General features: G+C 62.5%; 13 protein-coding genes. 1 reads left to right on the top strand and 12 read right to left on the bottom strand.

Translation table 11 applies throughout. From position 1 onward, the window contains the following. Positions 1 to 306: 306 nt before the first annotated feature. Complete coding sequence (locus tag MTP16_RS09315; protein ID WP_243518743.1) at positions 307 to 1,335, top strand: Gfo/Idh/MocA family oxidoreductase; 1,029 nt, start codon at positions 307 to 309, stop codon at positions 1,333 to 1,335. Positions 1,336 to 1,449: 114 nt separating this feature from the next. On the opposite strand, the gene MTP16_RS09310 is transcribed toward MTP16_RS09315, so the two are convergent. From MTP16_RS09310 to MTP16_RS09255, 12 genes are all read right to left on the bottom strand, one after another. After that, entirely contained in the window at positions 1,450 to 3,438 is a 1,989-nt protein-coding gene (locus MTP16_RS09310; RefSeq protein WP_243518732.1) for an alpha/beta hydrolase family protein, read from the bottom strand. 4 nt (positions 3,439 to 3,442) lie between these two features. After that, a complete protein-coding gene (fbp, locus tag MTP16_RS09305; protein ID WP_243518729.1) occupies positions 3,443 to 4,450 on the bottom strand; it encodes a class 1 fructose-bisphosphatase in 1,008 nt (335 codons plus the stop codon). Positions 4,451 to 4,545: 95 nt separating this feature from the next. After that, positions 4,546 to 5,013 carry a nuclear transport factor 2 family protein gene (locus tag MTP16_RS09300; protein ID WP_243518724.1) on the bottom strand — a complete coding sequence of 156 codons (468 nt, stop codon included), beginning with the start codon at positions 5,011 to 5,013 and terminating at the stop codon, positions 4,546 to 4,548. A 69-nt stretch (positions 5,014 to 5,082) separates the two neighbouring features. Further along, positions 5,083 to 6,441 carry an MFS transporter gene (locus MTP16_RS09295; protein WP_243518722.1) on the bottom strand — a complete coding sequence of 453 codons (1,359 nt, stop codon included), beginning with the start codon at positions 6,439 to 6,441 and terminating at the stop codon, positions 5,083 to 5,085. 77 nt (positions 6,442 to 6,518) lie between these two features. Next, the gene (locus MTP16_RS09290; protein ID WP_243518720.1) at positions 6,519 to 7,175 is read right to left on the bottom strand and encodes a beta/alpha barrel domain-containing protein; all 657 of its coding nucleotides are present in this window, start codon (positions 7,173 to 7,175) and stop codon (positions 6,519 to 6,521) included. A 12-nt stretch (positions 7,176 to 7,187) separates the two neighbouring features. Beyond that, complete coding sequence (locus MTP16_RS09285; RefSeq protein ID WP_243518718.1) at positions 7,188 to 8,198, bottom strand: sugar kinase; 1,011 nt, start codon at positions 8,196 to 8,198, stop codon at positions 7,188 to 7,190. Positions 8,199 to 8,348: 150 nt separating this feature from the next. Continuing rightward, complete coding sequence (uxaC, locus tag MTP16_RS09280; protein ID WP_243518716.1) at positions 8,349 to 9,782, bottom strand: glucuronate isomerase; 1,434 nt, start codon at positions 9,780 to 9,782, stop codon at positions 8,349 to 8,351. A gap of 253 nt (positions 9,783 to 10,035) precedes the next feature. Continuing rightward, positions 10,036 to 11,691: a UxaA family hydrolase gene (locus MTP16_RS09275; RefSeq protein ID WP_243518714.1), complete on the bottom strand. Its 1,656-nt coding sequence runs from the start codon at positions 11,689 to 11,691 to the stop codon at positions 10,036 to 10,038. Between the two features lie 25 nt (positions 11,692 to 11,716). Next, positions 11,717 to 13,249 (bottom strand): tagaturonate reductase, encoded by a 1,533-nt coding sequence (locus MTP16_RS09270; RefSeq protein ID WP_243518712.1) that lies wholly within the window; start codon positions 13,247 to 13,249, stop codon positions 11,717 to 11,719. Between the two features lie 44 nt (positions 13,250 to 13,293). Beyond that, positions 13,294 to 14,424, bottom strand: coding sequence for a pectate lyase (gene pelA / locus MTP16_RS09265; protein ID WP_243518710.1), 1,131 nt, complete (start codon positions 14,422 to 14,424; stop codon positions 13,294 to 13,296). Positions 14,425 to 14,482: 58 nt separating this feature from the next. Further along, positions 14,483 to 16,402: a RagB/SusD family nutrient uptake outer membrane protein gene (locus MTP16_RS09260; protein WP_243518698.1), complete on the bottom strand. Its 1,920-nt coding sequence runs from the start codon at positions 16,400 to 16,402 to the stop codon at positions 14,483 to 14,485. Positions 16,403 to 16,428: 26 nt separating this feature from the next. Next, entirely contained in the window at positions 16,429 to 19,773 is a 3,345-nt protein-coding gene (locus MTP16_RS09255; protein WP_243518684.1) for a SusC/RagA family TonB-linked outer membrane protein, read from the bottom strand. Positions 19,774 to 19,777: the final 4 nt, after the last annotated feature.

Below are 19,777 nucleotides of genomic sequence, written 5' to 3'. Positions count from 1 at the left end.
ACGACGCGGGCCCGAACCGACGGGCTGCTTTTTTTAACGCAAACGCTTGGCACGAAGGATAGTGCCCAGCCTTGCGCTAAAAACCCGGTACAAGTTAGGCACAATCAAAAAAGCAATCCAGCCAATGTTTACAATGGCTCATAATACCTGTTGATTATCAACAATTTTCTAAATAGTATCCATTCCATGATTCTTGCGAATGTTCATTTTTCGGCGCCTCCCCCACCCTACTGTATCTGCCCGGGGCGCCATGGCCAGGCCAGGAGCGCCGCTCCGGTTTGCCGCGTCCCTGCGTTACTTTGAGGCATGACCACTGCCCCCATTCGCACCGCCCTGCTGGCCTACGGCATGTCGGGCAAGCTATTTCAGGCGCCCTTCGTGGCCGCCCATCCCGGGTTTGAGCTGTTTGCCGTGGCCGAGCGCACCGAGCAGCGCATGCACCGCGACTACCCCGGCATCCGCAGCTACGCCAGCGTGGCCGAGCTGCTGGCCGAGCCCAGCATTGAGCTGGTGGTGGTGAACACGCCCAGCAACACCCACTTCGAGTTGGCCAGCCAAGCCCTGCGCGCCGGCAAGCACGTGCTGCTCGAAAAGCCTGTGGCCACCTCGGTAGCGCAGCTGCAGGAACTGCTGGCGCTGGCTAAGCAGGCGGGCCGTCACTTGCTGGCCTACCACAACCGTCGTTGGGACACCGACTTCGGCGCCGTGCGCCGCGTGGTGGAAAGCGGCCAGCTGGGCCAACTCATCGAAGTGCATTTCCGCTTCGACCGCTATAAGCCAACCCTCAACCCCAAGAAATTCAAGGAAGAAGTGCTGCCCGGCAGCGGCTTGCTCTACGACCTGGGACCGCACCTCATCGACCAGGCCATCAGCCTGTTTGGCCGCCCTTTGAGCTACCACAAAACCGTGGGCCGTTACCGCGAAGGCACCCAGGTCGACGACTATTTCTCGCTGCACCTGCGCTACCCGCAGGGCCTGAACGTGTGGCTGACCTCCGGCCTGCTCATCGCCGACCCCGTGCCCGCCTACGTGCTACACGGAGCCCACGGCAGCTACCAAAAACACCGCACCGACCCGCAGGAACCCCAGCTACTCGTTGGCACGCCGCCCACGGCTCCGCAGTACGGTTGCGAAAAGCCCGGCGACGAAGCCCGCCTCACCCTAGCCGGCCCCGATGGCGCGCTGAGCACCACGCCCGACCCGGCCGCGCCCGGCAATTACCTGGGCTTGTTCGAGGCCGTGTTTCAGACCATCCGCCACGATGCCCCCTACCCTATTCGGGCCGAGCAGCTGCTGTGGCAGAACGAATTGCTAGAGGCTCCCGCTGCCAGCTAAACCTTTTCGAGTGTAATCAGAAGCCCCGGCGGGGCGGTGTTCGTAGACCGAAGCCGCCCCGCCGGGGCTTTGCGTTAATGCAGTAGCGGGTAGGTTTTCCTTTCTTCCAACTACTTACTTTAAGAGCAACCGCGCGCCCAGCGCCTGCCGCACCTCCGGCACGTCCCAGTAGCGCAACACGCCGGGCAGCACCTGGGAGTAAGCATCTTTGGTGGCCGGCTGTTCCAACAGCTGCTGAAATGACGGGAGCAGTTGCTCGACGGTGACTTTTGTGATGGCGGGGACAAGCACGGCCGTGAGCAGGGCCGGCAGCGCCGCCCGGCCACTGGCCCGGATTTCGAGCGGGGCTGCGTCGAGGTGCTCGGTGTTGCGCACGAACATGCGCAGTTGGGCGATGTCATTCATACGCTGGGCCAGCAGGGGCCGGCCCGTGTGCAGGGCCAGCATGGCGTTACGGTACTCGCGGTTGTAGTACTTCGGGTCGTTGAAGGCGGCGGGGTCGGTGGTTTCGCCCAGGCCACGCAGGTCGGCCAGCACCACAGCCGTGCCCTGCCGGAGGTAGGCTTGCAGCCGCCGCGCGCTATCGAGCGCGGCGGCTTTGCCCGCATCGGGCAGCCAAAGCAACACTTTGCTGGGCTCAGAGCCGGCAGGCAGCGCCAGCAGCAGCGGCAGCGGCGGCTCGTTCTCGGCCCGCAAAATCACCTTTTGCCAGGCAATGCCGTCCCGTTCCATGATATCAACCACCGAAATGGACATGCGTTTAGGCGAAGCCGCGTCGTCGTCCGCGGTTGCCGCGGCCACCCGTTTGAGCCATTCCGCACCCGGCGCCGCGCCCCGCTGCTTTGCCAGATTTTGGGCGGCAGCCACATGCTGCGACGCCAATGTTTCCTCTTTCTTGAAAGCGGTGTTGACCTGGCCCGTGCTGGTGCAGCGCAATTCTTTTTCAGTTGAAGCAGTCAAGCTGCTTTCGTGAACCGGGTTCGAATCGCCGTACAGCCACCGCCGAAACCAAGCCACCGCCGCCTCACGCTTGGGCTGCGAAATGCCGTGGCCGTCGTCGTAGGTAAACAAATCGACCTGCTCGGCCTTACCCAATGCGGCGTAGATGCCGCGGGTTTCGGTGGTAGCCGCCTGAATCTGGGTGTAGTCCACGAAATCGTAGCGGCCGGCCAGAATAAGCAGCGGCTTGGGCGCAAACATGATGGGCCAGTCGGCGAGGTCGAGCCGGGCGCGGCCGGCGCCGGGCAGCATCACGCAGCCGTCGGCCGGACCGGTTATCTCCAAGTTGTGCTCGCCGGCGGCCACGTAGCTACACAGCGCCGCCGCCTTCATGCGCGGCTCCAGGGCCATGAAGTAAGCCGTTTGGGTGGCGCCGCCGGAGTTGCCCAGGCAGCCCAGGCGCGACGTATCCACTTCAGCTCGGGTCAGCAGGTAGTCCAGCCCGCGCTTGTTGTCCCAATACTGCTCGGCGGGTGTGGTGGTGCCCACTAGGGCAGCACCGGCATTAAGCAACGTGTGCTCGGTAGTACCGCCGCGGGTGAGCGGCTTGCCAGCGGCATCGGTCAGCTGCAGGCGTTCACCCTGCGAAATGGGGTCGATGACGAACACCACGAAGCCGTGCTGCGCCAGCAGAATAGCTGTTTTTTGATACGAAACCGTCGCCTTCGATTCCTGCTCGTGCCCGCAGAACAGCAGCACGCCCGGCTTGCGGCCCTTGCCCGCCGGCACGTACAGATTGGCCGTGACGTGGTGGTTGGGCGTGCTCTCGTAGATGACTTTTTCGATGCGAAAGCCCTCGCGAGCCAGCTTGCCCGTCACCTGGGCTCGCAGCGGCGTGCGCGTCGGCAGTGGCCCGAGCACCTGCCGGAAACGCGCCCGCACGCTGTCGCGGTAGACCACGGCACCGGCCGCCGATTGCGCGGCGCGCTCCAGTTCGGCGGCACGGGGAGCGTACTGCGCGTGCATCTGCTGTATCAAATAGGTGCTGAGCGTGGCCGGCGCTTTCCAATCCAGCACGTTGGCCGTGGGCTGCTGAGCACGGGCGCTGAAGGCCGCGCTCAGGGCCGCCAACAGGCATAGAAGGTACTTTCCGTGCCTCCGCATGGACTTACTGCGCCGCCACGGCTTGCAGCTCCTCCACCAAATCGGCCGAGCCCACGAACAGGGGGGCGCGTTGGTGCAGGTCGGCGTTCGGGTGCACGTCAAGCACTACGTCGGCGCCGGTCACGGCCATGCCGCCAGCCTGCTCGATGAGGAAGGCCAGCGGGTAGCCTTCGTAGAGAAGGCGCAGCTTGCCCTCCGGCTTGGCCGTAGTGGGTGGGTAGAGGTAGATGCCGCCCGTGAACAGGTTGCGGTGATAATCGGCTACCAGCGAGCCCACGTAGCGCGCGGTGAGGCGGCGCTCCTTGCATTTCATCAGGAAAGTGCGCACGAACTCGGGGTAGTCGAACCAGTTGCCCTCATTGCAGCTGAACACCGGGCCCTGGCGCGGAATCTTGATGTCGGGGTGCGAGAGGAAGAATTCGCCCAGCGAGTTTTCGTAGGTGAAGCCCGCCACGCCGTGCCCGGTGGTGTACACGAGCATGGTGCTGGAGCCGTACAGGATGTAGCCCGCCGCCACCTGCGCCCGGCCGCCCTGCAAAAAGTCTTCCTTGCGGGCCGGCCCACCGATGCGCGACACGCGGCGGTAGATACTGAAAATGGTACCGATGCTCACGTTCACGTCGATGTTCGACGAGCCGTCGAGCGGGTCGATGGCCACCACGTACTTGCCGTTGGTGTTACCGGTTTCGATGATGTGCTCATCTTCCTCCGACAAGATGGCGCAGGCCTCGCCCCCGTTGGTGAGGGCCCGGATGAAGCGGATGTTGGCTTCCACATCGAGCTTTTGTTGGTGCTCGCCCTGCACATTTTTCTCGCCCATGCTGCCGGTTATGCGCGAGAGGCCTGCCCGATTCACTTCGCGGTTCACAATTTTGCCGGCCAGGGCAATATCGCGCAGCAGTTGGCTCAGCTCGCCGGTGGCGTAGGCAAACTCGGCTTCTTTGCGCTTGATGTAGCGCTCGAGGGTGGTGCCGACGGGCGTGGCCAGGGTGTTTTCGTTGGCTTGGGACATGGAGGTCAATTGGCAGTTAACAGTGAGCAGTTAACAGGTTGCTTTTGGGTAATAGGGTCGATTGTTAACTGCTCACTGTTAACCGTTTATTGATTCTAGCTGGCTTGCTTCTGAGCCTGCCACAGCACTACCTGCCAGCCTTTCTTCTTGTCTTTGATTTGCACCACCACGTACTTGATGCGGGCTACGCTGGTGCTGCCGTCGGCTTGGGGCGGCGAGGTGATGCGGATGGTGCCGTTCACCACGGCCGTCTGGCCGTCGTTGTAGGGCCGCACATTCAGGGCGTCGATTTCGATTTTGCCGTACTGGCTTTTGCCATCCTTTATACTCTGGATGTATTCCGTTTTGGTGTTTTGCACGCCGCTGCCATGGGTGTACACCAGGTCGTCGGCAAAAGCCTTTTCCAGAAAAGCGTAGTCTTTTTTCACCTGCGCCTCGAAGCGCTGGCGCTCCAGCGCTTCAATTGTTTTGACAATTGCAATGCTTCTCGGGTTAGAAGACTGAGCGAACGTCAGGACAGGCAAGGCCAGCAACAACGCCAGCAGCAAAGGCCGCATTTTCATATCGAAGTATACCTGTGAAGAAATCCAAACGGCGCGGCTCCCAAGGAAGCCGCGCCGTTTAAAAAGTTACTATTCGTCGAGCTTGATGGGCTCCATGCGCGGCACCAGCGAGAACATCAGCACCCAGGCCAGCAGGTAAGCTGCGCCGCAGATGAAAAACATGATGTAGTAGGCCTTGTCAATCTGGCCGATGCTCTCGAAGTGCACGAACATGCGCTTTTGCACCAGCGCTGTGAGGGCAATGCCGCCCAGGCCACCAGCCATGCCGCCAATGCCGGTGACCGAGCCCACGGCCCGCTTCGGGAACATGTCCGACACGGTGGTGAAGATGTTGGCACTCCAGGCCTGGTGGGCCGCTGCGGCAATGCCAATTACCAGCACGGCCAGCCACATATTCATGCCGCCCAGCCACTGCGCAAACACGATGGGGAACACGCAGCAGGCAATGAGCAGCATGGCGCGTTTGCGGGCCTGGAACGCGGGCATGCCCCGCTTCATGAAGCTCAGCGGCAGGTAGCCGCCGCCCACGCTGCCAATGCTCGACAGCACGTACACAGCCGCCACCGGCAGCGCAATGTCGGTGCCTTTCAGGCCGTACTGCTTGCCCAGGAAATCGGGCAACCAGAACAGGTAGAACCACCAGATGGGGTCCGTCAGGAACTTGCCCACCACGAAGGCCCAGGTTTGGCGGAAGCCCAGCAGCGTGCCCCACGAGGCCTTGGGCTTTTCTTCCGTCACGCCTTCAGCCGGCAGGCCAACGGGAATGTCGGCATTGATGTAGTCGAATTCGGCCTTGCTCAGCCGCTTGTTCTCGGCCGGTGGCGTGTACATCAGCTGCCATGCTACCAGCCACAAAAAGCCCAGTGCGCCGGTGATGATGAAAGCCCATTGCCAGCCCATTTGCTCGGCAATGAGCGGCACTGACAGCGGCGCCACAATGGCGCCCACGTTGGCGCCCGAGTTGAAGATGCCCGTGGCCAGCGCCCGCTCGCGCTGCGGAAACCACTCGGCCACCGTCTTGATAGCGGCCGGGAAGTTGCCGGCCTCCGTCACGCCTAGGAACGCCCGGGCCACCCCGAAGCCAAAGGTGCTGCTCACCACGGCGTGGCCCATGGCGGCAATGCTCCACAGCGTGGTTGACAGTGCGTAGCCTAGCTTAGTGCCCAGCCGGTCAATCACCCGACCAACGCCTACCATGCCCGCTGCGTAAGCCAGCTTAAAGGCAATTTCGATGTTGGCGTAGTCGCCGGAATTCCAGTTGAAGGCCTTTTCCAGGTAGGGCTTCAGCAGCGAGATAACCGCCCGGTCGAGGTAGTTAATCGTGGTGGCGAAAAACACCAGCCCGCAGATGGTCCAGCGGTATTTGCCGACGGCGGCGTTGGCAGTGGCCAGCGGGGAAGTGGGCGGCGCTTGGGCGGAATAAGCCATATATCGAGTTCGGGAATTTGAAACCAGGGCACTACTCGGTAATCAACCCAACGGCGCGCAGGGCGCGCCGTTGGGCACTATTTTTTCAGGGTGTCAACCGTCTGCATCAGCTCCGTGATGCTGGCGGTGAGGGCAGCGGTGTCGTCGGCATTTTTGAAGAGCTGTGAGCCCATGCCCACAGCATTCACCCCGGCGCCAAACCAGGCGCTGAGGCTTTCGCGGGTGGGCTCCACGCCGCCCGTCACCATTAGCTTGATGTGGGGCATGGGGCCGCGCAGGGCTTTCACATAGTCGGGGCCCACCACGTTGCCAGGGAAAATCTTCACCACGGCCGCGCCAAACTGGCTGGCGTGGTAAATCTCGGTGGGCGTCATGGCGCCGGGCAGCCACGGAATGTTGCGGCTGCGGCACACGTCGGCCACCTCGGCGGTGGCACAGGGCTGCACCACAAACTCGGCCCCGGCGGCAATGAACTTGGCTGCGTCCTCGGCCTTGTAAATGGTGCCGATGCCCAGAATCATGTCGGGGCACTGCTCGGCCACGAAGGACTGCAGCTGCGTGAACACCTCCAGCGCCTGCTCGCCCCGGTTCACAAACTCAAACACGCGAATGCCGCCAGTGTAGCAAGCCTGGAGAATGCGCTGCGTGTAAGCCAAATCGGCGTGGTAGAACACGGGCACCACCGGGTAGCGGAGCAGCGTGGCGAGGGTTTCTTCGGCGGAGTGTCGGGGCATGTTTTCAGTTAGTTAGCGAAGCAGGCGGCCGCTGGTGTTGCCTTTCATGATTTCTTCCACTTCGGCCACCGTCACGAGGTTGATGTCGCCGTGTACGGTGTGCTTCAGGGCCGAAGCGGCCACCCCGAAGGTAAGCGCCTGCTGCGGGTTGTCGTAGTTCAGCGAGCCGTAGATGAAGCCAGCCATGAAGGCGTCGCCCCCGCCAATGCGGTCCACAATGGGGTTGATGTCGTAGGTGACGGTTTCCAGAAACTGCTTGCCGTCGTAGTAAATGCCTTTCAACCCATTGTGCGAGGCGCTGTGCGTCTTGCGGCGGGTGGTGATGACCTGCTTGATTTGCGGAAACCGCGCCATCACCTGACGCGCCACCGACACGAATTTATTGTCCGTTCCCGGCTCAGGCACGATGCCAAACAAGTCCTCCGCGTCATTCTCGGAGCACACCACAATGTCGCAGCCTTCCACCAGCTCGCTCATCACCGACTGGGCCGTCTGGCCGTACTGCCATAGGTTGCGGCGGTAGTTCACGTCGGCCGACACGGTGATGCCCAAACGGCGCGCGGCGGCAATGGCCTGGCGCGTGGCCTCGGCCGTACTGGCCGAGATGGCGGGCGTGATGCCCGTCCAGTGCAGCCAGCCGGCATTCTTCAGAATTTCATCCCAGTTAAAGGCAGCTGGGTCAAGGTTCGCAAAGGCCGAGTTGGCGCGGTCGTACACCACTTTGCTGGGGCGCATCCCCGCCCCTACTTCCAAGAAATACAGCCCGAGGCGGTCGCCCTGGTATACGGTAGCATCCATATTCACACCCAGGGCGCGGAACTGCTGGGCGGCGGCGCGGCCCAAGTCGTTGTTAGGGAAGCAGGTGACGTGGGCGGCGGGCACGCCCAGGCCAGCCAGCGAGGCGCCCACGTTGGCGTCGCCGCCGCCGTAGGTAATTTCCAGGCTTTGGGCTTGCGCGAACCGGTAATTCAGCGGCGGCGATAGCCGCATCATGATTTCGCCAAACGTGACAACTTGCTTCATCTATTGGGGACTTGGGGTCTTAGGGTTTTGGTATTCATCTGTCATCCGGAGCGCAGCGAAGGACCTTCTCACGACTGAACAGCTTGCAGTGATTCGACCAATGCAAACGTGAGAAGGTCCTTCGCTGCGCTCCGGATGACAGGCGGTATTTTACGCCGTTACGGCCGCCGTTTCGGCCACTTTGCCGAAACCGAAATACTGCTTGGCGTTGCCGTAGCAAATGTTCTGCACCATCGTGCCGAGCAAATCCATATCGGCCGGCAGCTCGCCGTTTTCCACGTCGTTGCCGAGCAGGTTGCAGAGCACGCGGCGGAAATACTCGTGGCGCGGATACGAGAGGAAGCTGCGCGAGTCGGTGAGCATGCCCACGAAGCGCGACAGCAAGCCCATGTTGCTCAGGGCGTTGATTTGCTTTTCCATGCCGTCCTTCTGGTCGAGGAACCACCAGCCGGAGCCGAACTGAATCTTGCCCACCACCGAGCCATCGTTGAAGTTGCCAATCATTGTGGCAATCAGCTCGTTGTCGGCCGGGTTCAGGTTGTAGATAATGGTTTTGGCCAACTTGTCCTGCCCGTCGAGGCGGTCGAGGAAGGCGGAAAGGGCGCGGCCCTGCGAGAAGTCACCAATGCTGTCCCAGCCCGTGTCGGGGCCCAGCTCACGCAGCATGCGGGAGTTGTTGTTGCGCAGCGCGCCGATGTGGTACTGCTGCGTCCAGCCCTTTTCCCAGTCCAGCACAGCCAGCAGCACCAGCATTGCCGATTTGAACTTCAGCACCTCATCCGCCGTCAGCTCGGCGCCGCCGCGCACCTTTGAGAAGATGGCGTCGATTTCGGCCTCTGTGTAGTCGGCGGCGTAAATCTGCTCCAGGCCGTGGTCCGACAGGCGGCTGCCCACACTGGCAAAGAAGTCGTGGCGGCGGCGCAGGGCCTTTTCCAGGTCAGCGAAGGTGCGAATTTCCAGCTCGGCGGCAGCGGCCAGCTTGTCGAGGTACTGGTTGTAGGCCGCGGCCGATTCCGGGGCCATCGCCTTGTCGGCGCGGAAGGTGGGCAGCACGTTGACGGCGAAGCCCGAGGCGGCCAGCGCCTGGTGGTGCTCCAGCGCGTCGGCTGGGTCGTCGGTGGTGCAGAGGGTTTCCACCTGCATCATTTTCAGCAGGTTTTGCACCGAGTACTCGGCGGTTTGCAGCTTGGCGTTGCACTCGTCGTAGATGCGGCGGGCGCTGTCCTTATTCAGCAGCTCGGTAATGCCAAAGTAGCGGCGCAGCTCCAGGTGCGTCCAGTGGTAAAGCGGGTTGCGCAGGGTATAGGGCACGGTTTCGGCCCATTTCTCAAACTTCTCCCAGTCCGACGCGTTGCCGGTGATGTAGCGCTCGGGAATGCCGTTGGCCCGCATGGCGCGCCACTTGTAGTGGTCGCCGTAGAGCCAGATTTGGGTGATGTTTTCGAACTGCTTGTCTTCGGCTATCTGCTCAGGAATGAGGTGGTTGTGATAGTCGATAATGGGCATCTGCTTGGCATACTCGTGGTAGAGCGTGCTGGCCGTGGCCGTTTGCAGCAGAAAATCGTCGTTGAGGAAAGGCTTCATGAGCAACTAAGATGGATGGGGGTGGGACCCGGTTAGTGCGGCTGCTTCCAGCACCGAAGGTAGGCCGCCGCCGGGGCCGTATTCTTCACAGAGCAGTATTTATTAGCGAAAACGGTTGCGTAGGCAGTTTGCAATCAGCTGTCATCCTGAGCGCAGCGAAGGACCTTATCACGCCAAAACGACCTGCAGTAACTCAGCCGAAGCTGACGCGATAAGGTCCTTCGCTGTGCTCAGGATGACAGATGGTAAGTATTTACAAGCTCACCCCGCGCTTCCACGGGATGAAGTCGGTTTGGTCGTGGCGCACGGCGGCAATTTCTTCCTCGCCGCTGGCTACGCGAATGACGTAGTCGAGAATGCGCTCGCCGGCCTGCTCGATGGTTTCTTCGCCGTCAATCACCGTTCCGGTGTTCACGTCGATGATGTCGGGCATGCGACGCGCCAGGGCCGTATTGCTGGCTATTTTGATAACCGGGGCAATGGGGTTGCCGGTAGGCGTGCCCAGGCCGGTGGTGAAGAGCACAATATTAGCCCCCGACCCTACTTCGGCCGTGGTCGATTCCACGTCGTTGCCGGGGGTGCAGAGCAGGTTCAGGCCGGGCTTGGTCACGGGCTCCGGGTAGTCGAGCACGGCCACCACAGGCGACGAGCCACCTTTGCGGGCCGCGCCGGCCGATTTCATGGCGTCCGTAATCAAGCCGTCGCGAATGTTGCCGGGCGAGGGGTTCATATCGAAGCCCGAGCCCACGGCCACGGCGCTGTCGCCATAAGCCTTCATCAGGCTGCTGAAACGCTCGGCAATGGCGGGCTCCACGCTGCGGTCCACCAGTTCCTGCTCAACGCCGCACAGCTCCGGGAATTCGGCCAGGATGACCGAACCGCCAAGGGCGACGAGCATATCCGAAACGTGGCCCAGAGCCGGGTTGGCCGAGATGCCGGAGAAGCCGTCGGAGCCGCCGCATTCCAAGCCAATGTTCAGGGCCTTGAGGGGGGCGGGCTCGCGACGGGCGCGGTTGGCCAGCATCAGGCCGGCGAAGGTCTGGCGCAGGGCATCGCTGATAAGCGCCTCTTCGGTACCCAGCTTCTGCTGGTCGAGGATGAAGAGCGGCTTGTTGAAGTTGGGGTCGCGCTTGGCGATTTCCTCCTGCAGCATGCTGGCCTGCGCGTTCTGGCAGCCGAGGCTGAGCACGGTGGCGCCAGCCACGTTGGGGTGCGTGATGTAGCCGGCCAGCAGCCCGCACAGCGTCTGGGCGTCCTGGCGGATGCCGCCGCAGCCGCCTTCGTGCGAGAGAAAACGGATGCCGTCGACGTTGGGGAAGGGACGCTGGCTGCGGGCCGTGTCTTCGCCGGCATCGAGGTCGGCGCTCAGGATTTCCTCCACCGAGCGGCCGGCTTGCATCAGTTCCAGCAGCTTGCGGGTTTCGGGCTGGTAGTTTTTGCGGCGGGCATAGCCGAGGTCGGTAATCAGCGCATCCTGCAGCACCTGGATGTTGCGGTTCTCGCAGAACACCAGCGGAATCACCAGCCAGTAGTTGGCGGTGCCCACGCGGCCGTCGGCGCGGTGGTAGCCCATGAAGGTGCGGTTCTGCCAGTTCGATACGTCGGGCGCTTGCCAGGCGGGGCGCTGGTGGCCTTGTTCCTCGTAGCTGTTGGTGGCGTGCTGCATGTTGGCCGTGGTGAGGCGGCCGCCGGGCCGAATGTCGGCCTTGGCTTTGCCCACCAGCACGCCGTACATCGTCACGGGCTGGCCCACGCTCAGGCCCAGGGGCGCGAGCTTGTGCTTGGCCGGAATGGCTTCGGTGGTGGTGACGTAGCCGTTTTCCCAGGGCACTTCGGTGCCGATGGGCAGGTCGACGAGGGCCACAAGCACGTTATCGGCGGGGTGAATGCGAGCAACTTGGTGTTTCATAGTAGCTAAACAGAAAAGGCCTAAACTAGCTGGCCAAAGCTGTTTTTTTAGTGAAAAAAGCAGCCAGCGTGGCCGACGGGCCTTCTTCCAGCAGCTGGTGGATGTACTGGGTCACCTTCTCGGCGAAGCCCGGCAGGCGGGTGAGGTCGTGGCCCCAGAGGGCGGTGTTGCGCAAGGCAGCGCCGGTCAGCTCCTCGGGCGAAAGCTTGGCCCACAGGTCAGCAAAATAGCCGGCCCGGTCGTCCTGAATGTTGTAGGGCTCGCCGTTGGCTTCGCCCTGGCCGGTACCGGTGCCGGTGGCCGTGTTGCGCATGAACAGCAGGTAGGCCGCAAAGCCCAGCGCCATGTAATGCGGCACGGCGTTGTGCGTCTGGTAGTAGTGCAGCAGCGTGGGCACGTTGCGCATCTGCATCTTGGCGGTGCCTTGCATGGCAATGGCCAGCCAGCGGTGCTCCAGGAAGGGGTTGCGGAAGCGGTCGAGCACCTGCATGCCGAAGCGCTGGCCCACTTTCTCATCCACCTGGTACGGGATGCCGGGCAGCAAGTCGGCCAGCATCAGGTTGTGGATGAAGCGGGCCAAATCTTCGTTTTCGAGGGCCTCGCGCACCGTGGTGCAGCCTGCCAGATGGGCCAGCGCGTAGCTGAGGGTGTGCGTGCCGTTCAGCAGGCGCAGCTTCAGCTCGCGGAAAAGCGTGATGTCGGGGCGGATAACCACGCCCTTGGCCACGGAGTGGAAGGACAGCACCTCGCGCACCTTTTCGTCGCCTTCGATGGCCCACAAGGCGTAGGCCTCGCTCATGGTCAGCAGCTCGTCGCGGTAGCCAAGCTCTTCCTGCAGCTGCGCGTAAAGCGCGGGCTCAGGCTTGCCCGGCACGATGCGGTCCACGAGGGTGTTGCAAAATGAGTTGGCCGATTCGAGCCAGTCGATGAAGGCGCTGCCCAGGTCGTTGCGGTGGGCCAGCTCCAGCACAATGGCTTCGAGCTTGCGGCCGTTGTCGGGAATGAGCTCGGTGGGCACAATCACCAGGCCGCGGTTTACGTCGCCCTTGAAAGCTTCAAAGCGCGCGTGGAGCACGGCCAGCAGCTTGCCCGGGAATGAGGAAGGGGGCGTGAGGTGAATGTCCTCGTTTACCAGCTGAATGCCCACTTCGGTGGTGTTCGAAATGACTACCTGCAGGTCGGGGCTCTTGGCGAATTCGAGCACTTCGGCCCATTGGCTTTTAGCCGAGAGCACGCGGCTGATGCTGCTGCACACCACGTTTTCTTCCACCGGCTGGCCGTCTTCCACGCCGCGAATGCACACGGTGTAAAGGCCATTCTGGCGTTCGAAGGCGGTGGCGTCGCCGCCGTCGGTGCTTTTCACCACCACCACGCGGCCGTTGAACACGCCTTGGCGGTTGGCCTCGTCAATCATAAAATCGGGCAGGCCGCGCAGCAGCACGCCGGTGCCAAACTGCAGCACCTTCTCGGGCAAAGCGAAGAGCGCCGGGGTAGGCCAGGCCACCGCAGCAGCGGCGCTGGGGGCGGACAAGGCCAATTCTTGATTTAAAGTGTCCATTACGACGAAATAGTAGGATTGCGAAACGAAGCTATAAAGTGGAGTTAACCCCTCCCTCCCGTACTCACCCGCTTTTGCCAGGCGGGGTAGTCTTTGGTGAGAAGTTTTTCGGGCCAGGTGCCCAGGTACAGATAGCCGGCGCGGCGCTCGTTCTCGATTTCACTGAGCTGGTAGTGCACCTGGCTGTCGCGGCCCACGTAGATGGGGCGGTCGGTATCAAGCTCATAGAAACGGGCCCAGACAGCGGCGCCGGCTTCGGGCACCATCACCCGGTCGCGGCCCGATTTCTCCTGCGGTGCCGCAATTTCTTTCACCGTGTAGCCGCTGATTTTTACTTTCTCGAACCAGACCACGGCGCTTTCGATGGCCTTTTTCACCTCCGCAGAAGGGTTGTCGATGCCCATCAGAAACCGCACAATCTCCACCGACTCATCCCCGCTCAGCGAGGCCAGCTCGAAGGCCCGCGCCTTGGCCGGCCGCAGGGTCTTCTCGTCGTACTGAGCGCACCAGGCCGTGGGCACGCCCTGGCGCACATACTGCGTTTTCAGGATGCAGTCGGTGCCTTTCTCGACGGCCGTTTGGGCTTGCGCCGGCAGGTCGGCCGCGAGGCCCACAAACGGGGCCTTTTGCCGGGCCACGCTGCGCAGCAGCTCCAGCACGCGCACCATGGCGTTGTCGTTGTAGGTAATCTGGTGGCGGTAGTTGCTGAAATCGGGGTAGTACTGCGGGAACCCTCCGTTGGCGTACTGCATTTTCAGCAGGAAGCGGATTCCGGCTTCGGCGCCCTGGCGGTAGGTGGGGTTGTTGGTTTTCTGGTAGGCCTGGGCCAGGTAAAGGATTTCGCGGCTGGTGGCGTTGTTGTCGATGGTGGCGTCGTTGCGCCCCTTGTCGGCCAGCGTGCGGGTGCGGTCGGCAGCGGTCAGGGGGTGTTTGTAGTCCACCTTCTCATTGCCCACGGCTTTGGGCCAGCCGCCGATGGTACGCTGAAACACCAGCATCTTCTCGGCGGTGCTGTCCTGCAGGGGAGCCTGCGGGCTGGCGGTGCTGGCCGCAGCCGCCGCTCCCGGTTTGGCGGCCATGGTGTTTGCGGCTTCACCCGACAGGGTTTGCCGGGCGCAGGAAGTGCCTAGCGCTACAGCCGCCAGCGCACCGGTTAGGAGCAGTGAACGAAACATGAGGATGCAGTAAGAGAAGGGAATAACCAGGGCTCGGCTTGGGCCGAGCCCTAGCTGCTTAGTAGCCGAAGTTTTGCTTCAGGGCCGGGTCGGCGTTGATAGTGGCTTGCGGGATGGGCAGCAATTCCTTGCCGCGGCCGGGCACGTACTGCGCCGCCAGGCCGGAGCCTACGCTCGTTTGCGGAGTAGTGGCGCCGGGCAGGGTGTACACCGTGCCAGCCGGCTTGGTGTTGGCCACGTAGGCCGCGTTGATGCTCTGGCGCCAGTTCACGAGGTTGTAGCCAGCCGGCAACGGAGTGGCAGGCGTAGTGGGCAGCAACGCCGTGGGCGTAGGCTTGTAAAACGAGCGGAGCCACTGCACGGGCTGCACGGCCAGCGAAGGGCCCGTGGGCGTGCGGTAGAACTGGTACAGCGGCACTTTGTCGTAGGGCGCTTGGCCCAGGGCCATTTTTTCGATGTTGGCCTTCGCTTCGTTTATTTTGGTTTCGAACAGGTTCCAGCGCAGCAGGTCGTACTTGCGAATGCCCTCGCCGCCAAATTCCAGGTACCGCTCGTTCACCAGCGCCTCGAAGAAGCTGGCCTTGGAACCCAGGCTGAAGCCGGCACGCGTCAGCGCGGCGGTGGCCAGGGCCCGGTTGCCGCCGAAGCCGCGGGAGCGCACTTCCATCAGGGCATCTTGCGCCAGCTGGGTGGGACCGTTGAGTTCGTTCTCGGTTTCGGCAAACATCAGCAGCACGTCGGCGTAGCGGATGATGGGCCAGTTGTAGTCCAGGTAATTCACCGTGCCGGTCACGGGCGGGTTGTGCCAGTCGCGGCGCCACTTGCCGTCGGCGGCGGAGGTCAGGGCCACGCCAATCTGCACAGTGCCGGAAGTCGCCATGCCGTAGGTGGTAATGGTCACGTCGCGGCGCGTATCGGTCGAGTCGAAGGCGTAGAAATACGTCGGCACAATGGTGACACCACCCTGCGAAGAGCCGTAGATGCTCGACTGGTTTTGCAGGCGCGGGCCGTTGTAGTAGCCCAGCTTGCTGCCCGATGCCCCCGTAGCCGTGGCCATACCCACTTGGAAGATGAGCTCATTAGCCGCTTCGGGCCGAAGCTCGTTCATGCTTTTGAAGGTTTCCAGGAAGCTGGGGTTCAGGTTGTGCTCCCGCCGGGCGTCCACGGTCATCAGGTCGGCGCACTCCTGGCGGGCAATGCGGTAGTAGTTCAGGTAGTCGTTGGCGCGCACCATCTGGCCGTTCTGCGACGAGTAGCCGCCGCGGTACAGCGCAATGCGCGCCCGCAGGGCTTTGGCCGCGCCTTTGGTGATGCGCTCGTTGGCGGGGCCGGCCTGCGAGCGCCACGGCAGCAGGTCCTGGGCCTGCAACAGGTCGGCCACGAGGCGCTCAAGGGTGGTATTGCTGTCGGAATTGGGCAGGTTAAAATTCTGACCCGACACGGCCGGCGTGAATTGCACGGGCACGTTGCCCCAGTTGCGCACCAGCTCAAACAGGTACTGGGCGCGCAGGGTGAGGGCTTCGCCGTGCAGGCGCCTGAGAGCCGCAATGTCGGTAGCGGTGCCGCTCGTGTACAGCGCCATCTTCGGAATCTGGTCGATGCAGATGTTGGCGCGCTCCACGCCCTGGTAGAGCTGGTTCCAAGAGCGCACCACGTCGTCGTTGTTGGTCTGCACGGCGTAGCGGGCAATCTGGCGGCGCGGGTCGGCCGGGGCGCCGGCTGAGCCAATCAGCTCGTCCGAGTCCAGCGGAAAGTACAGGCTCACGCGTTGGCCGTAGCCGTAGTCACCCGACAGCGGGTCGTAGGCGCCGATGATGGCAGCCGTGGCACCGCTCACGGTGCTGAAGGTGTATTCGGTGGTGTTGAGCGCAACGGGCTCCACTTCCAGGTAGTCTTTGCAAGAAGACACCAACCCGGCGGTCCCGGCCAGTGCCGCAGCGGCCAGCACTGCCCGGCCGATAGCGTGAAACGATTTCATATACTAAGTCGAAATACGGGTGGGAATTAAAGCGACAGGTTCACGCCGAAGAGCAGGGCGCGGCTGCGGGGGTAGGCCGCGTAGTCCACACCCGGCGTGAGCGGGGTGCCGCGGCGGGTGTTCACTTCCGGGTCGTAGCCGGTGTACTTCGTGAAGGTGTACAAGTTGTTGGCCGTCACGTAGAAGCGCAGGCTCTGCATCTTGGCACGGCTCGTGAGGGCCTTGGGCAGGGTGTAGCCCAGGGTCAGGTTGTTGATGCGCAGGAACGAGCCGTTCTCCACGGCCCAGGAGTGGAACACCAGGCCGCGGGTGGGCGTCCAGATGTTGGCGTTTTTGTTTACCTCGTTCAGGCGCTCTAGCGAAGTGATGGGCGCGCCGTTGGCTTCGACAATGCGGTAACGGTCGCCCATGATGCCCAGCAGGTTATTGTTCACCGTGTTGGGGGTGTTGGTGGTGAACTCCAGCTTGTTGGCGTTGTACACGTCGTTGCCCAGCACGAAGTTCAGGAACAAGCTGGCGTCAAAACCTTTGAAGGTGAACTGCTGGTTCAGGCCGCCCACCATTTTGGGGTTGGCGTTGCCAATCACCGTTTGGTCGAAAGCGTCAATCTTGCCATCGGGCACGCCGTTGGGGCCGCTGAGGTCTTTGAACTTGATGAGACCCGGACGGTACGCCGTTTCGCCGATGAGGCCCAGGTTGTCAACAAACTTCACGTCGGCGCGGGGCGTCCAGGTGTTGGCAATGCTGCTGGTGCTGCTGGCCGGGGCCGAGTAGCCCGAGAACTCGGCGGCGGTGAGATAGCCGTCGGTCACGTAGCCGTACATCTCGCCCACGGGCCGGCCCACGCGGGCCAGGTAATCTTGGGTGAGAGCGGTGCCGCCCCAGCCCGAGGTGATGCCCAGAATTTCCTGCTGGTCGCCGCCCAGGCTCTCAATGCGCCCGCGGTTGAACGAGGCGTTGGCCGTAGCCGTCCAGGTGAAGTTTTCGTTGCGAATCACCGTGCCGGTCAGCTGCAGCTCCAGGCCGCGGTTCGAGGTGGAGCCCACGTTCTGCTGCTGCGTAGTGTAGCCAATGAACGCCGGTACCGGCTTGTCGAGCAGCAGGTCGCTGGTCGTGTTGTAGTAAGCGTCGGCCGTGAATTGCACGCGGTTGTCGAACAAAGCCACGTCCAGGCCCAGGTTACGCGTGGTGGTCGATTCCCAGATGAGGTCAGGGTTAGCCAGGCTGGTTGCCGAGGAGCCCAGCACCAGCGTATGGTTGAGGGCATAAGGGGCGCTGCCAGCCTGGAACAACTGGCTGTAGAGGAAGTCCCGGATGCGGTTGTTGCCCGCTTTTCCGTAGCTCAGGCGCAGCTTCAGGTCCGAAATAGCGGGTACGCCCTTAAAAAATTCTTCCTGCGAAATGCGCCAGGCCGCCGAAGCGCCGGGGAAGAATCCCCACTGATTGCCCGTGAGGAACTTAGATGAACCATCGGCGCGGAAGGTACCCGTGAACAAATATTTGTCGGCGTAGGAATAGGTCAATCGACCAAAGCCCGACAATTGGTGGAAGTCGACCGGAATGCTGGTGCCCGGCAGGATGGGCTGCGCCGTTTGGCCGGCCGGAATTACGCCTTGGTTGATGTTGGCCAACGCCCGCTCGGCCGTGATTTCCAACGGCAGGAAGTTGGTTTGGATATACATCTGCTCGGCGCGCTGCTGGTAGATTTCCTCGCCCAACAGGATACCGACCGAATGATTACCTTTCTTGAAGCTGTAATCGAGCACGTTCGAGTTGTTGAGCGTGGTTTGCTTCGTGGCCGTGATGGTGGCAAACGGCAGGTTGGAATAGCCGCCCGATGCCGAGCGCAGCGTGGGCGAATACCGCCCGTTGAACGTGCCGAGGTTGATGTCGGTGATGTCGAAGCCGGCCGTGGTGCGGAAGGTCAGGCCTTTGATGATTTCATAAGAAGCATTGGCGCCGATGTTGATGGTGCGGCGCTTGTCTTTGCGGTACTCGTTGTCAATGGTTACCAGGGGGTTGACCAGGCCACCGGAGTTGTCGGCAAAATCGGAGTCGAAGCTGTCAACGTCGGGCACCAAGCCGTTGATTTTGGGCACCAGCAGCGGCTGGTACTGCACCGAGTTGCGCAGGCGAGAGGTGGTGCTGGAGCCGGTGTTCACGGTTTGGCCCGTGGAGGAGGTGCCCAGTGCCGCGCCGGTGCCGGCGCCCAGGGTGCCCTGGTCGTTGAAGCGGGTGTTGAGGCCGATGCGGAACTTGTCGCTCACCTTGGTGTCGAAGCGGAAGTTGACCAGGTTGCGGCTGTAGTCCGAGCCGCGCTGAATGCCCTGCTCGTCGTTGTGCGTGAGGCTCAGCGAATAAGTGGTGCCTTTGGCCCCGCCGGCCACCGACACGTTGTGCGTCTGCTGGAAGGCGGTGCGCCCAAACACCTCGTCCTGCCAGTTCACAAACGGCGCCGTGCGGGCCCGCTGCAAGGTGTCACTGTTGAAGTTGGTGCTGCCGTACAGGCTCTTAAAGGTTGAGAGCGAGCCAGTGCCCGTCGCGCCCACCAGGCGCGAACGCTCGTACTGGTAGTTCAGGAAGTCTTCCGGCCCCAGCACACTCAGGGTTTTGGCAATTTTGCGCACGCCCGCAAAGCCGTTGTAGCTCACAGTCGTACGGCCCTCCGACCCTTTTTTGGTGGTGATGATGATAACGCCGTTGGCGCCGCGCGCGCCGTAGATGGCCGTAGCCGAGGCGTCCTTCAGCACGTCCACCGAGGCAATGTCCTGCGGCGCAAGCACGCTCAGCGCGTTTTCAATCTGGATGCCATCCACCACGTACAGCGGCGAGTTGTCCTGCGTGATGGAGCCGCCGCCGCGCACGCGCACCTGCACGTCGGGATTGCCGGGCGAGCCCTCCGAGGAAGTGAGCTGCACGCCAGCCAAACGGCCCGTGAGCGCCTCCGCGGCCGAGTTCACCGGAATGTCCTTAATCTGCTGGGCGCTGACGGACGACACCGAGCCGGTTACGTCGCGGCGCTGCACCTCCTGGTAGCCAATCACCACCACGTCTTCCAGCTGCTTGCTGTCCGAGGCCAGCGTCACGTTGATGGTTGACCGGTCGCCCACGGTTTCTTCCTTCGACACGTAGCCCACGAAGCTGAAGCGCAGCTTAGCGCCTGCCACTTGGGCCGGAGTCAGCGTAATGGTGTACTCACCGTTGACGCCCGTGGAGGCGCCGTTGGTGGTGCCTTCAACAAGCACCGTCACGCCCGGCAGGGTCTCGCCATCCGCGGCTTTGACGACGCCCTGCACCTGGCGGCTCTGCGCCAGGGCCAGCCCCATGCTCCCGAAAAACAGGAGCCAGACCAGGAGAAAATGTTTTTTCATGAGT

Source organism: Hymenobacter monticola, from assembly GCF_022811645.1.
Taxonomy (GTDB): Bacteria; Bacteroidota; Bacteroidia; order Cytophagales; family Hymenobacteraceae; genus Hymenobacter; species Hymenobacter monticola.
The sequence above is the reverse complement of the archived record's forward strand: the minus strand, read 5'-3'. Positions and strand labels throughout refer to the sequence as shown.

What these genes read in the sequence shown, in the direction of transcription:
- uxaC (WP_243518716.1), bottom strand. Translation starts at nt 9,782, where the DNA reads ATGAAGCCTTTCCTCAACGACGATTTTCTGCTGCAAACGGCCACGGCC.
- fbp (WP_243518729.1), bottom strand. Translation starts at nt 4,450, where the DNA reads ATGTCCCAAGCCAACGAAAACACCCTGGCCACGCCCGTCGGCACCACC.
- MTP16_RS09275 (WP_243518714.1), bottom strand. Translation starts at nt 11,691, where the DNA reads ATGAAACACCAAGTTGCTCGCATTCACCCCGCCGATAACGTGCTTGTG.
- pelA (WP_243518710.1), bottom strand. Translation starts at nt 14,424, where the DNA reads ATGTTTCGTTCACTGCTCCTAACCGGTGCGCTGGCGGCTGTAGCGCTA.
- MTP16_RS09260 (WP_243518698.1), bottom strand. Translation starts at nt 16,402, where the DNA reads ATGAAATCGTTTCACGCTATCGGCCGGGCAGTGCTGGCCGCTGCGGCA.
- MTP16_RS09270 (WP_243518712.1), bottom strand. Translation starts at nt 13,249, where the DNA reads ATGGACACTTTAAATCAAGAATTGGCCTTGTCCGCCCCCAGCGCCGCT.
- MTP16_RS09285 (WP_243518718.1), bottom strand. Translation starts at nt 8,198, where the DNA reads ATGAAGCAAGTTGTCACGTTTGGCGAAATCATGATGCGGCTATCGCCG.
- MTP16_RS09255 (WP_243518684.1), bottom strand. Translation starts at nt 19,773, where the DNA reads ATGAAAAAACATTTTCTCCTGGTCTGGCTCCTGTTTTTCGGGAGCATG.
- MTP16_RS09300 (WP_243518724.1), bottom strand. Translation starts at nt 5,013, where the DNA reads ATGAAAATGCGGCCTTTGCTGCTGGCGTTGTTGCTGGCCTTGCCTGTC.
- MTP16_RS09295 (WP_243518722.1), bottom strand. Translation starts at nt 6,441, where the DNA reads ATGGCTTATTCCGCCCAAGCGCCGCCCACTTCCCCGCTGGCCACTGCC.
- MTP16_RS09315 (WP_243518743.1), top strand. Translation starts at nt 307, where the DNA reads ATGACCACTGCCCCCATTCGCACCGCCCTGCTGGCCTACGGCATGTCG.
- MTP16_RS09290 (WP_243518720.1), bottom strand. Translation starts at nt 7,175, where the DNA reads ATGCCCCGACACTCCGCCGAAGAAACCCTCGCCACGCTGCTCCGCTAC.
- MTP16_RS09310 (WP_243518732.1), bottom strand. Translation starts at nt 3,438, where the DNA reads ATGCGGAGGCACGGAAAGTACCTTCTATGCCTGTTGGCGGCCCTGAGC.